The organism is Psychrobacter pulmonis, assembly GCF_904846465.1.
GTDB classification, from domain to species: Bacteria; Pseudomonadota; Gammaproteobacteria; order Pseudomonadales; family Moraxellaceae; genus Psychrobacter; species Psychrobacter faecalis.
This window is the reverse complement of sequence record NZ_CAJHAT010000001.1, coordinates 47,670-62,094: the sequence shown is the minus strand read 5'-3', so window position 1 is coordinate 62,094 and position 14,425 is coordinate 47,670. Positions and strand designations below refer to the sequence as shown.

The window sequence follows — 14,425 nt, the reverse complement described above, 5'->3', positions numbered from 1 at the left end:
CAAAATGAGCATAATTATTAAAACTTGTTATTTGGCCACATTTAATTGACTCACTTTTAGCGGCTATTAGGTTTGCCGTTATCGCAGCAAAGGTTTGCACTTATGAAAACTTATCCATACGACGCGCCCATCATGAGCACTGATAATCGCATTGCGACTCAGATGAATATCGAATACGCCAAAGCGAAAATCCCAGCGGATTTGCCACGTGCGGAACGACTTGCGGTTGAAGAGAATATTAAGCAGCTATTAAAAGAGCATAATGCGGTATTGGTTGCGCATTACTATGTTGATCCTTTTATCCAAGATTTGGCCTTGGCAACCGGCGGCTGCGTTGGTGATTCGCTAGAGATGGCGCGCTTTGGACAAGCGCACAGTGCGCAAACCTTGGTCGTCGCTGGTGTCCGCTTTATGGGTGAATCAGCAAAGATACTGAGTATGGAAAAAACGGTACTGATGCCAGACTTGGAAGCGGAGTGCTCGCTCGATTTGGGCTGTCCGGCTGATGAGTTTTCCGCATTTTGTGATGCTCACCCTGAGCGTACAGTGGTGGTTTATGCCAATACTAGCGCTGCTGTGAAAGCCCGTGCCGATTGGGTAGTTACGTCATCGGTTGGCATCGATATCATCCGCCATTTGCATAATAATGGTGAAAAAATCATTTGGGGTCCTGACCGCCATTTGGGTAAATATATCGCACAAGAGACTGGCGCGGATATGCTGCTCTGGCAAGGTTCGTGCCTCGTACATAACGAGTTTAAAGCTACTGAGCTGCTGCAATTAAAAGAGGAGCACCCAAACGCCAAAGTATTGGTGCATCCTGAATCGCCTGATAGCGTCGTGGCACTGGCTGATGTGGTCGGCTCGACGAGTAAGCTGTTGCAATCAACGTATGAGATGGATGCCGATACCTTTATCGTTGCCACCGACTTAGGCATCTTGCATGAGATGCAAAAGCGCTCGCCACATAAGCGCTTTTTAGCTGCGCCAACGGCTGGTGAAAGCGCCAGTTGTAAAAGCTGTGCTTTTTGTCCATGGATGGCAATGAATGGCCTGCAAGGTATTGAACAGTGCTTGACCAATCGTAGCGGTGAAGTCCTCATGACGCCTGAGCTGGCAGCAGCAGCTAGAAAACCTTTACAACGTATGCTTGATTTTGCCGAAGCGCAAAAACAACGTGTGACTGCGAGCGGTGATATCGTCAAAGACCGCGAATTGTTTGCCAATGTGGGAGCGGCATAATATGAGCGAGGCATGGTTAGCGGATAAGGTGAATACTCATAATTCTACGGATACTATCCAGACAGATGTACTTATCATTGGCGCTGGCCTTGCAGGATTAACCACCGCCCTTGCTTTGCCGAAATCGCTAAACATTACGGTACTCAGCAAAGCGGCACTGGATGTTTGCTCAAGCCATTATGCCCAAGGTGGCATTGCAGCCAGTCTAGATAAGAATGACCGTGTCGCTGACCATATCGCTGACACACTCATTGCAGGCGCAGGTTTATGCGAAGCTGATAATACCAGCAGTATTTTAAGCGCTGGACAGCAAGCGGTGCAATGGCTTTGTGAACAAGGTGTGCCCTTTACCATGATTCCCCAGCAGGAGAGACACCAGCATGATAATACAAACTCTATAGCGACATTACAGACCAGTAATTTGCATTTAACCAAAGAAGGCGGTCATGGCTGTCGGCGGGTCGCCCACGCCGATGATGCAACTGGTCGGCATATTATGGAAGCCTTGATTGTAAAAGCGCAAGCTGCGTCCAATATTACTATCTTGCCCTATCATGAAGCACTAAGCCTGTTAAAAAATAGCGCCAATCCAAATAATCAGTGCCAAGGTGCGCTTGTTTTTGATCATATACATCAACGTAAACTTACCTTTTATAGTCGCGCGGTTGTCTTAGCCAGTGGTGGCTTGGGGCAATTATTTAAGCGTGCCAGCGCGCCGAACGTCTGTGTCGGCGATGGTGTTATGATGGCATGGCAAGCGGGTTGCCGTTTGGCAAATCTAGAGTTTATCCAATTTCATCCAACTGGTTTGGCATTTGGCGATAGTAGCTTTTTGATATCTGAAGCACTACGCGGCGAAGGTGGACGATTATATTGCCCGCAAACTGGTAAGCGTTTTATGCTTGATATTGATGCGCGCGCAGAACTAGCTCCAAGAGATATTGTTGCGCGTTCCATCGCTGAGCAAATCAACGATAACGGTCTAGGCTACGTCAATCTTGATGTCAGTCACTTGCCAGCGGAGTTTTTGCGCGAGCATTTTCCGCAGATTTATAAAACCCTATTCGAACTCGGTATTGATATTACAAAACACACTATCCCCGTTGCGCCGACCGCTCATTATAGTTGTGGTGGTGTGGTCACAGATGCCAATGGCGTAACCGATGTGGTAGGACTTTATGCGGCGGGTGAAGTCGCTTATACAGGTCTGCATGGAGCAAACCGCTTAGCAAGTAACTCATTGTTGGAATGTGTGGTGGTTGGGCGCAATATCGCTGCTGATTTACCGCGTTATTTAGCAGCAATAGGAACGCTAGAAACAACTTTACCTGATTCTGATTTAAATGAATCAATCTATGATACGTGGACAGCGCCAACGCTTAAAAATAGTCAGCGCATTACTTTGCCATCGTCTGTTGAATATGAAAGTAACTGTAATAAAAATGACAATCACAACATCCACGTCAATATAAATGCTGATATCACTGGAATAACCGCAGGATTAAAAGCTTTGATGACGTCTCATATGGGCATTACCCGGGATGCTAAACAATTAGAACAAGCACTTTTGCAAATACAGCAATGGCAACAGCAGCTTAACGGCTATGACTCTAATCAGTTAGATATCGATAATAAAGATAACCCTACTATTCTAAATGAGCTGCCCTACTTTCAGTTAGCCAGACAGTTGCAATTAGCGACCTTAGTTATCGAGTCCGCTTATCAACGACTTGAGAGCCGCGGTGGCCATTACCGAAAAGACTATCCCAACTTAACGAGCACACCTCGGACCAGTGTGATTGAACCATTATCAAAGTTGAAAGAGGGTGGTATCGATTGGTTGGTTCAGCCTATAATCGATGATACAGAGGCTGAATCGGTATATACAGTTGCTAACGCCTAACAGCAATTAAGCGTTGCCACTTCAGCCATAAAAAAAACGGTAGATTACCGTTCTCTAACGACCTCAAAGTGCTAAAAACATGGCTTCTGACATACGGTTTGTGATGGCCCTAATGCTAGTCGTGAGTTCGGTTTGGGCTATGCTTGCCCTACCTCACTTACGTCAGCGCTTACCGAAAATCTATCTTATAGCACGCTCATGGTGGCTCATGTTAGCAGCGCTTTGCGCTTGTTATGTTATCGCTAAGATAACTGATAATAGTCAACACCTACACTCTCGCACATACCCCTATCAGTGGTTGCTGATCGCTTTTTTCTTGTTAATTGGTGTGCGTGGCGGCTACGAGATTAAACGATTATGGCACCTACCTAGTAAAGCTAGGCTTATTAGTAAACTTCAAGCGCGTGGCTTGCAACCAAATACTCAGCCTTTTATCAAAACCCCTTGTGATTCTAAGCGAGCCTATACACGTTTAAAATTCCTAGACTTGCTGTTTAGTTCTGTCTTTATCGCATTGATTATCAGCTTGATTGCCTTACAGCAATTAACGTGGCAGCGCGAACAATATGGCATTTTGTTTTTTGTATTATTCGCCAGCCAATTTAATGATATTGCCCAGTATTTATGCGGACGATTGCTTGGTCACAAAATCTTTAAGCGCGGTCTTGCTCCAACCATCAGCCCGAATAAAAGTATCGAAGGTGCTCTCTTTGGCAGTGTATTAGCAGCGATATTGGCCACACTATTAGGCATCTGGCTCACTTCTTTTAGCTGGTGGATTTGCTTATTGGCCGCCTATGGTTTAGCGGTAAGTGGTATCGCTGGAGATTTATTAGAATCCGCCTTTAAACGTCAGCACGGAGTAAAAGACACGGGTACTATGCTCGCTGGACATGGCGGCGTATTGGATAGAATAGATAGTCTGCTGATTGGTGTGCCATTATTTACCTTGTTTTATTGGCTGCTTGGCTAAGCTGTTATCAAGTGGTTTTATCCAATTTACTACGCAATATCCAGTTAAGCAAAGGCTTAGGTAAATGGTTTAGCGCCCGAATGATATAGCCCATAGAGCGTGGAAATATGGCCAGCTCAATATCTTTATCAATTGCCTGCATAATCTTCTCAACCGCCGTTTGTGTTTTTATTATGAATGGCTTATGGCTAGCATCACCATTATTTAAATCACGTAATGCTTGGGTATCGATATAGCCTGAGGCGATGCAGTTTACTTGGATATCATAAGGCGCAAGTGCTGCACGATAGGCGCTAGCATTGGCAATCATCGCGCGTTTGCTTTTGGCATAAAGACTGGCGTAAGGATAATCCATTGTACCGGCGATAGAAGCAATACAAATTAGGCTTAGGCTGCTGTTTTCGTTGAAATCCAACGCACAGCTTTGCCGCCTTAATTGCTCACTTGCCCATCTAAAAACCTGCTCAAACGCTTGCAGATTAATTGCTAGCATTTGATCGCTGTCCGCTTGACTCAGATGGTGAACACGCTCATTGGTATAACTACCCGCACTATAAATCACTCTTTGAAAACTGATATTTGACAAGCTCTCTAACAAACTTTGTGTTTGCACGTTATCAGTCAAATCACAGCAATAAGTAATAATGTTAGGATGCTGACTATTGAGACGATCTATCTTTGCCGTGCTATGACCAATCACACTCACTTGCCAGCCAAGCGCCTGATGATGCAGTGCCAACGCCAAACCAAGACCACTCGTACCACCAACGACAATAATGTGTGGTTTATCTATTGAGGCGGGCTTTGTGGCATTCTTCATAGACTATGCTGCTGTATGTAGTCAGTGGTTCGCTGATAGCCATACTGCCATTGCGCCTGCATTTGCTGCACAAAGCCATCATAGTCACTGTGAATGAGCTCAACGGTCATTTGTCTGATGTTAAAACGCTTTTGTACATGCTGCCTTGCCAACTGCTGAGCATTATCTGCAAAAGGTAACCAATGGAGTTGATTCACTCGAGGACTGGTTTCAACAGAATCAGCGCGGGTTAACGTTTCTGTTGAATCCAAACCCTGCACCTGTACCAAACGCTCGTTGGGGTCAAAACCAAAAACACGTTGAATGGCTGGTGCGGCAAGCCATGAATCATAACCTGCCTTGGTTTCTGCAAATACGCTATGACCCAATTGACACGCCAGCTCAATGGGCGTGAGATTAATCACCCCACCTAAACACCAACCAAGCGCTGCAATATGCGTCGGTGGTAGGTAATACATATCTGCCATAGAAGCACGAATCGCAGGGGCAAAATCCCATTTGGTCAGCGTTTTGACAGACTGAGTTATACGTCCAGTAGCAAATGTATGAGCCGGTGAATTCAGTTTTTCTGCAATGAGATCTAATGCTGCCAATCGCGGCGGAGCAAATAATAATTCTTGTAGCCTAAAATCATTGTGAAAAGCATTATCAACAGTAGTCCCTTGGCTAGCTGTTGGATGCAGGCGACTGGCGATAATAGCTATCTCTGGCGCGGTAGGATTACACAAATTATTATTTTGCTTGAGAGAAAAACCAGACAACTCGTCAAGCCATTTTTCTTCCTTATCAACTCGAAACATCGCTAGCTGCTGCAATTCATCCAAAATCCGCTCATAGTTATCTACTTGCCGCAGTCTTTGTCCGTTAGCTTTTTGTTTTGTGAGTCGCCAGCGCTTGAAAGCCTGAGTCATGCAACGTATTTTTAATCGCTTACTTACTTCGTCTGGCGCGACATGTCTGATGGCAGTAATGACACGATACAACTCACGACTGCACATGAGCTCCTGCAAATCCCTGGGATCGGGCGCCAAATTAACCAAATAAGCCGATAGACTACCACCGCAGGTGCCAACAATCATATCCGGCGTCAAATCATGAGCCACCAATGCTGCATAGCTACCTAAATAATAGCCAAAACGGGAACCGCCCCCTGAAAAAAGCTGTACACGCTCATAGGGTTTGGCATGCGTATTATTCATGATTGGTTGAGGCGACTTTAATCGCTAGTGACACGGTAAAAATACCAAAGCGATCGATACGCATTGCTATTTTTTGAAAGCCAGCACTCTCAACCAACTGATCCATCTCTGCTTGTGAACGACAACGCATCACCCAATCGCTGCCACGATGATTGTTTAAGGTTTTACTGATAAATTCTTGTTCAGGATGCCAAGGCTGATTGGTATAAAGCAAATAACCACCAGATTTTAAACTATCGTAAATGCCTACCAAAGCCGTCGTTGGTAGCGTATTGTCAGAAAACAATTCAAAAACACCAGAGGCAATGGCGATATCGAATTTTGTTTCATCGGCACTGCCAGTCTCTTTCTGCTCATTAACATAACTGGCAGGGTTAAAAGCATCTTTTTGACAGGCAATCACGCGATCAGCAATTTCTAGCTGCTGTGCTTTTGACTTTAACGCTTGAATATTATGCTGCTCATAATCACGTAGCTCAGCATGCAAGGCTGTAAACTCTGTCAACAAATCAAACGCATAAAAGCCATGGCCACTAGCAATATCTAGCAATCTTGGTTGGTATGACTTAGCACTATTTTGGTTCTTATTTTCAATATCTGCTAAAGCTTGACGTGTTAGCTCTAATATATGCTCACGGCGGATACGAATCCCTTGCCAACCGATATTATTGAGATAAAATTTATCGACTGCCTGTCCAAATTTATTCTGACCACTCGGCTGATTGTAATAGACATGATCGAGCGAATGACCCGAATCAAAGCCATGCGCAAGCCCTGTGGCAATGGCATCGCTGACATGACCAAATTTTTGCATGGCAAATCGGGTAATGGCAAAGCTTGGGTTAAAAGGTTTAATCGCTAAGCGATCAACCTTATCCTTACTGGCACTGTTTAGATGAGCGGCGCTCAAATCCGATGCTTTAACGTCCGTACTGAATACCTGCTCAGCGAACTCGATACAATCAGCGAAGACGTCTGCTTTATTGGTTTCATGAAAGATCGCATGATAGCTGTCTGGATATAATTGCCAACGCTTAGTAGTCGTATTAATCGCGTCATAAAAATCGCGTTCAGCCTGCTTATCGACCACATAATCCTTGCCTGCGCACAATACAAACGTCGGTACGGTAATGGCACCAGCATCATCGAGCAAGCGTTGACCCGTCGCATGAGTATCAATGAGCAAGTCAGTCGAGATGCTATTGGAGATAAGCGGGTCGGCATTGTAGGCGTGCTGTGCGTCTTTATCATGGGTCAGCACTTGCGCTTTGACGTAGCTACTCACGCGTGACATCAGTCCAAGCGCGCGAGCCACCTTTAACGACGGTATGGCAAAGGGTAGATACAAACGAATCTTCAATGCAGGTGTACCCAAAATCATCCCGCGGATATTGGGCGCGTAATCATGTACCCATGCTGCCGCGAGTACCGCACCGATACTACTGGCGATGAGTAAAGTATCGTCAATGGCAATGCCAGTTTGAGCAACGACCAATTGCACAAAGTCGTTTAAATCGCGCTCTAGCTCGGTGACGCTCTCGGCATGGTCTTTGATACCGCCTGAGCGCCCATTACCGCGTGCATCCCAAGCAAATACCTGATAGCCAGCCGCAGCAAACTGCTGTCCTAACTCTTCCAATCGTCCTGAATGCTCATGACCACGATGTAACAGAATGACTTGGCGCTGTTGTGTGTGTTGCTGACTGATTTGTTTTATAGCCTCTAGAGGCATCGTCAGCCAGTAACGATAATATATTGCCGTGCCATCATAAGCATTATAACTACTTTCACCATGAATAGTTTTGGGTGAGAACTGCTTTGATGAAGGTTGCTTTGATGAGAGTTTCTTTGATGACGTCTTTTGGGATGGGTCTTTATGATTACTATCGTTAAGCAGATTTATTTTATTTTCTGCACTATTAGAGGTCGCTGACATAATATTGGATTCCAAAAGAAAAGCATTAGTAGAAGAATGAGGTAAAGCGTTATGAGCGATGAAACCATCAATGACGCTAGGAGAAAATTCAGCATGGTTGGAAATGTTTGAATGATGACAAGTATTTAAGGCACTCAGTGTTGATTTAGGCACTGGCGGTTTACGCATTACGTATAAATTCACCATATAACGCAAGCGATTGAGGCAAGTTTTTAAGAGCATTGCTTCTGTCAGTAGGCACAGCTGCCCTATTCTTATAGGTGATAGCGATAACGGTACTTTGACACCAACCAAGATGCCAAGCACACCCAGCAAAAAAGCACGGTCACTTTTGCCTAATGGCCCATGGTTGGCTCGAGTACCTAGCGCTGTATTACTGGCTATGCCCAGTAGCTCGGTACCAATACTAAAACCAATCAAACCGACAATATGGCGCTGACTGTGAGATAGGTTTTCTGCGATATTTATCAGTCCAACGGGCGTTTCTTGATTATCAATATGCGGCAACAGACTGGCCAATAATGCTGTATCGGCAACAATATCGCCCAATTCATTAAGCACTGCACCAAGTTTGGATGCCTGCCCGTGCTCACGCGCCATCATACCATCAATAGCATTGAGCGCCATACGCACAAACAATGATGACGGCATTAACAGCCATAGCGCTTGATTTCTGGCTGCGGGCTTAGCTATCACATAGGCCGTTCCCACACTCAACAATACTGCTGAAACCGTCACTTGGTTGGCGGTAACACCTTGCCCAGCTAGAGTATCGCTTATAGGACGCAATTGATCTTGGAATTGAGACTTGAGTTGATATAGCGACATAATACGTGCCAAAACGTTTGATGCCTTCAATGTAGCAACAAAAGTTTGTCAGGTAAAGAATAACCAGCCACTTAGAGGTCATTTACTACTCAAACAACCGTCATATTTTGCGATGAATATGATGTGCTGATAGCCGTATTTACGAGCTAATATGATACAATCCCCAGCTTCTGAGAAATGCCCTCCCAAAAACGCCTTGTTTAAAAATGACGAGTCTGCCGACATGCAAAGCCTAATTACCCTTGTTTTGGTATTAATGCCAATGTTTATTGGCTTTGCCATTCCCTCAAACCCAACCATGACTAAGCTTGCCGATAAAGGCTTGTCTTATTTGGTCTTTATCATTTTAGGGTTGATTGGTATTGAGCTGGCGCAAGTTGAAGGGCTTGGTAGCCAAATAGGCGAAATTGCGCTTTATGTGACCATATTGTCGATACTGACGATTGGCACCGGCTTATTTGCCTTGATGCTGTTTGACCGTCTGCGTCCATGGCATGCCAAAAAACCCAGCGTCAAATCTAAAGAGCACCGTGTCAGTATTCGCGGCAGTCTAGCACAAGTATTTTGCGTGGCGATCGGTTTTGTGATTGGCTATTTCTTGCCAGCCGATTATATGCCACCCGAAAACACTATGACCGCCATGTTGATGATATTAATCTTGCTTGTTGGTATTGGCCTCAAAGGCTCGGGGATTACCTTAAAAGAAGTATTACTCAATAAACGCGGTGTTGAGATGAGCGTGATCTTTACGCTCTCGGTATTGGTCGGCGGGCTTATCTTTGCGCTAATGTTTAGCGATGTCTCTTGGACGAAAGGCTTGGCACTAGCATCAGGGTTTGGGTGGTATTCGCTATCAGCAATTATCATGACCGATGCTTATGGCGCGGTTTGGGGCAGTGTGGCGCTATTTAATGACTTGGTACGTGAGTTCTTTGCGCTATTATTTATCCCCGTCTTTATGCGCAAATATCCATCAGCAGCGGTTGGTCTTGGCGGTGCGACCAGCTTGGATTTTACCTTACCAATTATTCAACAATCAGGCGGGCTAAAAGTTGTGCCACTGGCGATTAGTTTTGGCTTTATTATTAATATTGTCTCGCCAGTGTTGATGGTGCTGTTTTCGGCTTTTTAAAAATCAACCGTTTTTTTTGACGTTATTATTCAGATTTAAATATCTCGCAGCGCTTTAGATATGGTTCATAGTTTTTCCAATCACTTGGGTTTTCTATATTGGCTAGGTCGTTGACTTGCGTACTTGCTTTGACAGTTACCCTTCTATCTTTCGACTCTATACCTGCAAGATCACTTTCGCTAAAGTCTGTAGCTATAAACGGATATCTATCTGAGCAATCATAAGTGGAGATACGATCAGAGGTAATGTGATGCTTTTCTACTAACCTATTCCTGATATTAATGGCACGGTTACGCGATAAATTATTTTTATTAGGCGTTATCGCAAGCTCGTTTGATGCTACATGACCAAAAATAAAAACCTTGGCATCTGGTTGCTCATGAAGGTTTTCTTCAATTATTGCAAATGCTTGATCATATTCGTCAGATAATTGACTGCTCATCGGTTCAAAAAATCCTTGCAACTGCATTTCTAGCGAACCTGTATAAACCTCTACTGGACAGCCTTTCGCATCGACCACTACGTTAGGTGGCGTGTCAGGGCACTCGTCTATATCATCAAGCACTCCATCGCCATCTGGATCAATCGCTGCTTGCATCGTCCTGATGTTTTCATGTTGAGGTAACTCTTTAGACGGCGCAGTTGAAGTGGTTTGGCAGCCAGCTAACGCTATAGATGTTGCTAGCAGCAATAAAGTGCTACAGTTATTCATTCGCATGGTTACCCTCTCTGAATACCTTCAAAAACAATTCTTTGTTTATGTTGAGATGACAGCTATTTATCATTAAAATTCAACGCAGATTCCGTCTTTTAAATTGATAGGATAGTCACTGTCAGGCTCAGTTAATAAACCATAAACCCGACGATTAAAAGCTCTGCCCTCCTCAGTCTCATTAGGTGCAATGGGCGCTCTAGCGTCACAATTTAAAGTCATCAATCGACTAGATTCTATACTATGCTTTAATAAAAGGTAGTTTTTGATTATCAGTGCTCTGTTTTTAGGTAATGAGCTTAACTCTTTATTAATTTCATCCTCTGAAATGTGCGCTTCAATTTTAAAAATAGCGGTATCATACTCTTTCATTCTTGCGGCTACTTTATCCAGTTCAGCCTGATATTTAGAGGTTAGTTCACTGCTACCTTTAGCAAAAAAGGCACGATACTCCATTTGTAAGCCAGTTCCAATAGTGGTAAGAGGACAACCATACGGATCAACCTTGACCCCTTCAGGAGTGTTCGGACAATTATCTATGATGTCAGGGACACCATCATTGTCTGTATCTGCATGTGGCTCTATCATGACTTTAGGGATGTTATATGATTCTTTGTGGATTAAACCTTTTGTTGGTACGGATTGGCAAGAAGTTAACATAAAACTAGCTATTACCACTCTTATCGTCATCCATAACTTAGTTTTCATACGCCATCCTTAGTTCAATTATTAGCTTCAATTAAAACGCTAAACCCCACTCGCTTGCTTAGCAAACAACCGCATCAATGGTTTAATTTTGCTGACGCGATACATACCTTCATTACGAAGTTGTTGAATCGGACGCATCTGCGCAAGCGAGCCGGCAAACAGCCAATTAAGCGCCGAAAAGCTATGCATCATCAGGCTATTATGCGGACGACGCAGACGCTCATAGCTTCGTAAGGTTTGGTTCGTACCCCACAGCTTATTGCCACTGCGCGCATAATCATGGCTGAGTTGTTCGCTTAACACTTTTACATCAAGCATTCCCAAATTTAGCCCCTGACCTGCCAGCGGATGCACACCATGTGCGGCGTCCCCAATTAATACTAGATTATCGGCGACATAGCTTTTTGCTTGCTGCGCGGCTAACGGAAAGCTGGCGATGGATTCAATCTCGCGGATAGCACCCAGCTCATAATTACTGGCAGCAGCCAATTTATCAGCGATGTAGCGCGGCGTTTCTTCCAACAATGCCAATGCTTGGTTGCGGGGTAATGTCCATACGATCGACTGCCAGTGTTGTGGATTGGCTTTATCTTCATCCGTGATATCAGCAAGCGGCAACAATGCCAATGTACCTGTCGGTAGCATGGCTTGACGGGCGGTTGCTCGGTGCGGCTTATCGGTTTGAATGGCACAGCAAATCGCCGTTTGCTTATAATCAAGCACATCTAGCTCAATGGCCGCCTGCCTGCGTACAAACGAGCCGCGACCGTCAGCACCAACTAATAAACGCGCGTCAATCACACTGCCATTATTTAAGGTCACACGGTAACCTTGCGCGCTACCAAGCCAGTCCATGTCGACAACCTTGTGCCCATCGATAACGGTTAAATATTGACTGACATCAGATGCAGATAAACGCTGCCACAATGCATATTCGATAACGGCTGGCTCAACCATACTACCGAGCATTTTTGTCTCAGAGTTATGATTGCTGTTACTGCTGTCATTACCATTATTAGCATCATCACTATCGCCGAACAGTAACTCGCCGCGACCGTTTAGCTGCCAAACCTGCATTTGGGTATAATCGGCTTTGCGCTCTGATGCCGCTATCTTTTGCCAAGCGCCCACGTCTTTGAGTAAGTTGATACTGGCAAGACTTAATGCATAAACACGCGCATCCCGCTTGCCAAGCACTTGTTGCCAATCTGCCTCGCTACGTTTAGGGCGCGCATCAATAAGCGTCACTGGCATCTCAGCTTGTGCCAGTTTTAGCGCAAGGGTTGCACCGACGATACCGCCGCCGATAATGAGCGTATGGTTATTTTTCATAAAACATCCTTTGTCGCGTTATTCATGCTATCTGCCATATTGATGGGATTTAGCAGCAGCTGAAATGTTGGATTTTATTTTTAAAGGCTGATAAATACTAAGATTTCAAGCCCATCGCATAGTTGGCAATCAATGGCTTAATATTTGGCAGTTTATCAAAGGCAACTAGAGCCACGTTACGTGCCAGCTTCACGGCTGGATTTGGATGGGTAAAGCCATGGACGACGGCATCACAAAAGCGAATGACGCGTTTTTGATCGGTTTGACGGGCTTTTTCATAGCGCTCAAGCAAAGTCGGATTACCGATATCCTCACCTTTTAGCACCTGTCGACTCATCATTTTTGCCAGTACATGGGCATCACGCATACATAGGTTAAACCCTTGTCCAGCGACCGGATGTAAGGTGTGAGCCGCGTTACCCATGATGACGCAACGACCGTCAACTTGTTTGTCAGCCAGTACCCGTGTCAATGGATAAGCGCCGCGGCGACCGGCTTTTTTAAACGTACCAGCGCGCTCGCCAAAGGCTTGCTGCAAAGTCGCTAAGAAATGCGCATCGTCTTCTAAATATTGCGTTTCTTCCCCAGTTGGACAAACCCAAACTACTGAGCGTCGATAGCCTTTTTGGTACTCATTATTGCCGTCGCCTTCTGGATCAGTCAATGGCAACACCGCAAGTGGCCCTGCCGGACTAAAACGCTCAATGGCGATATGTTCATGCGGCTGATCGGTTTCTACCACCCCAACGATAGCGGTTTGCTTATAGTCATAAGTCGTAGTGCCGATATTTAACAACTGACGTACGGTAGAGTCACGACCATCACAAGCGACTAACACGCTGGCTTGTAATTGCTGCTCATGCTCTTCTTCACCATAATAGCTAAAGCTTAGCGTCACGCCATCGTTTTGTTGATCAACGGCTATCACATTGGCATTATCAATCAAAGTAATCAGCGGTTCTTGCTGAGCCGCGAGCAATAGCTTACGTCCAAGCCACGCGTTTTCCATCACTTGCCCAAATGACTCGACCTGCTCCTCAGCTTTATTTAATTGCGCGCGCCCAAAGCTACCTTGCTCACTAATCTGTACCGCATCAATCCGGCAAGCATGACTTTGTAGCTCATCCCATAGCCCAATCTCTTGATAAATCTGTACCGTACGCCGTGACAGTGCGGTATTGCGACTGTCTAAATAATGCGTGCGTTTAGCGTCATCATTTGGACTGATGGTTGGATAGCTATTTTTCTCTAGCAGAGTGCTAGCGATACCATGATGGGCGAGTAACAGCGCAAACGACAAGCCGACATGGCCGCCGCCGGCGATAAGGACTTGCTGTTCAGTCATAGCCGCTTTATTAGGCTGTTCAGATTTAGCAGGATTGGTTTTTGATAAATTTGCTTCAGTATGTTGCATGGTTATTATTCCTATTATTTCCCATTTAGCACGCGTTTAGACGCGATGACTTTACATTCAAAAAATATCTTGTTCTTCTACCTTTACAAACTTAGCTTTTACACCGCCATTATCTAAGCTCTAGATTACCACAAATCATCCCTTATTCTGTGCTCCTGACCATAACCATAGTGGCTATTTAGTTTTGTTGCCGTTTTCGCTCTAAGGTGTATCATCTACAGTTGCA

The 14,425-nt window shown here is 44.9% G+C and carries 11 protein-coding genes; 4 read left to right on the top strand and 7 right to left on the bottom strand.

All coding sequences use genetic code 11. The features are described 5' to 3' along the window. The first annotated feature begins 102 nt into the window (after positions 1-102). From nadA to JMX70_RS00245, 3 genes are all read left to right on the top strand, one after another. Complete coding sequence (nadA, locus tag JMX70_RS00255; RefSeq protein ID WP_201588625.1) at positions 103-1,242, top strand: quinolinate synthase NadA; 1,140 nt, start codon at positions 103-105, stop codon at positions 1,240-1,242. A gap of 1 nt (position 1,243) precedes the next feature. Beyond that, a complete protein-coding gene (nadB, locus tag JMX70_RS00250) occupies positions 1,244-3,145 on the top strand; it encodes an L-aspartate oxidase (protein ID WP_226928905.1) in 1,902 nt (633 codons plus the stop codon). 79 nt (positions 3,146-3,224) lie between these two features. Continuing rightward, positions 3,225-4,118, top strand: a complete 894-nt coding sequence (locus tag JMX70_RS00245; RefSeq protein WP_201588622.1) for a phosphatidate cytidylyltransferase — start codon at positions 3,225-3,227, stop codon at positions 4,116-4,118. Positions 4,119-4,125: 7 nt separating this feature from the next. Here the strand turns inward: JMX70_RS00245 and JMX70_RS00240 are convergent, their stop codons facing one another. Genes JMX70_RS00240 through JMX70_RS00230 form a run of 3 tightly spaced genes read right to left on the bottom strand, consistent with a single transcriptional unit; the run spans position 4,126 to position 8,901 of the window. Further along, entirely contained in the window at positions 4,126-4,938 is an 813-nt protein-coding gene (locus JMX70_RS00240) for an SDR family NAD(P)-dependent oxidoreductase (protein WP_201588619.1), read from the bottom strand. Further along, a complete protein-coding gene (locus tag JMX70_RS00235; protein ID WP_201588616.1) occupies positions 4,935-6,137 on the bottom strand; it encodes a patatin-like phospholipase family protein in 1,203 nt (400 codons plus the stop codon). The genes JMX70_RS00240 and JMX70_RS00235 overlap by 4 nt, the downstream gene beginning before the upstream one ends. Next, positions 6,130-8,901 (bottom strand): alpha/beta fold hydrolase, encoded by a 2,772-nt coding sequence (locus JMX70_RS00230; protein WP_201588613.1) that lies wholly within the window; start codon positions 8,899-8,901, stop codon positions 6,130-6,132. Before JMX70_RS00230 ends, JMX70_RS00235 begins: the two co-directional genes overlap by 8 nt. Positions 8,902-9,124: 223 nt before the next feature. On the opposite strand from JMX70_RS00230, the gene JMX70_RS00225 reads away from it, so the two are divergent. Further along, positions 9,125-10,033: a lysine exporter LysO family protein gene (locus JMX70_RS00225; RefSeq protein ID WP_201589612.1), complete on the top strand. Its 909-nt coding sequence runs from the start codon at positions 9,125-9,127 to the stop codon at positions 10,031-10,033. Between the two features lie 25 nt (positions 10,034-10,058). Here JMX70_RS00225 and JMX70_RS00220 read toward each other — a convergent pair whose 3' ends face one another. The 4 genes from JMX70_RS00220 to JMX70_RS00205 all read right to left on the bottom strand — a co-directional run bounded on the left by JMX70_RS00220 (position 10,059) and on the right by JMX70_RS00205 (position 14,130). Further along, a complete protein-coding gene (locus JMX70_RS00220; RefSeq protein ID WP_082894253.1) occupies positions 10,059-10,751 on the bottom strand; it encodes an OmpA family protein in 693 nt (230 codons plus the stop codon). 66 nt (positions 10,752-10,817) lie between these two features. After that, complete coding sequence (locus JMX70_RS00215) at positions 10,818-11,453, bottom strand: OmpA family protein (RefSeq protein ID WP_068404156.1); 636 nt, start codon at positions 11,451-11,453, stop codon at positions 10,818-10,820. 39 nt (positions 11,454-11,492) lie between these two features. Next, positions 11,493-12,785 carry an FAD-dependent monooxygenase gene (locus JMX70_RS00210; RefSeq protein WP_201588611.1) on the bottom strand — a complete coding sequence of 431 codons (1,293 nt, stop codon included), beginning with the start codon at positions 12,783-12,785 and terminating at the stop codon, positions 11,493-11,495. Between the two features lie 97 nt (positions 12,786-12,882). After that, positions 12,883-14,130, bottom strand: a complete 1,248-nt coding sequence (locus JMX70_RS00205; RefSeq protein ID WP_201589610.1) for a UbiH/UbiF/VisC/COQ6 family ubiquinone biosynthesis hydroxylase — start codon at positions 14,128-14,130, stop codon at positions 12,883-12,885. Positions 14,131-14,425 lie beyond the last annotated feature (295 nt).

Excerpts from the sequence above, each read along its gene's own strand:
- JMX70_RS00230 (WP_201588613.1), bottom strand. The coding sequence starts at position 8,901 with ATGTCGCTATATCAACTCAAGTCTCAATTCCAAGATCAATTGCGTCCT.
- JMX70_RS00205 (WP_201589610.1), bottom strand. The coding sequence starts at position 14,130 with ATGACTGAACAGCAAGTCCTTATCGCCGGCGGCGGCCATGTCGGCTTG.
- JMX70_RS00210 (WP_201588611.1), bottom strand. The coding sequence starts at position 12,785 with ATGAAAAATAACCATACGCTCATTATCGGCGGCGGTATCGTCGGTGCA.
- nadB (WP_226928905.1), top strand. The coding sequence starts at position 1,244 with ATGAGCGAGGCATGGTTAGCGGATAAGGTGAATACTCATAATTCTACG.
- JMX70_RS00225 (WP_201589612.1), top strand. The coding sequence starts at position 9,125 with ATGCAAAGCCTAATTACCCTTGTTTTGGTATTAATGCCAATGTTTATT.
- JMX70_RS00215 (WP_068404156.1), bottom strand. The coding sequence starts at position 11,453 with ATGAAAACTAAGTTATGGATGACGATAAGAGTGGTAATAGCTAGTTTT.
- nadA (WP_201588625.1), top strand. The coding sequence starts at position 103 with ATGAAAACTTATCCATACGACGCGCCCATCATGAGCACTGATAATCGC.
- JMX70_RS00240 (WP_201588619.1), bottom strand. The coding sequence starts at position 4,938 with ATGAAGAATGCCACAAAGCCCGCCTCAATAGATAAACCACACATTATT.
- JMX70_RS00245 (WP_201588622.1), top strand. The coding sequence starts at position 3,225 with ATGGCTTCTGACATACGGTTTGTGATGGCCCTAATGCTAGTCGTGAGT.
- JMX70_RS00235 (WP_201588616.1), bottom strand. The coding sequence starts at position 6,137 with ATGAATAATACGCATGCCAAACCCTATGAGCGTGTACAGCTTTTTTCA.
- JMX70_RS00220 (WP_082894253.1), bottom strand. The coding sequence starts at position 10,751 with ATGCGAATGAATAACTGTAGCACTTTATTGCTGCTAGCAACATCTATA.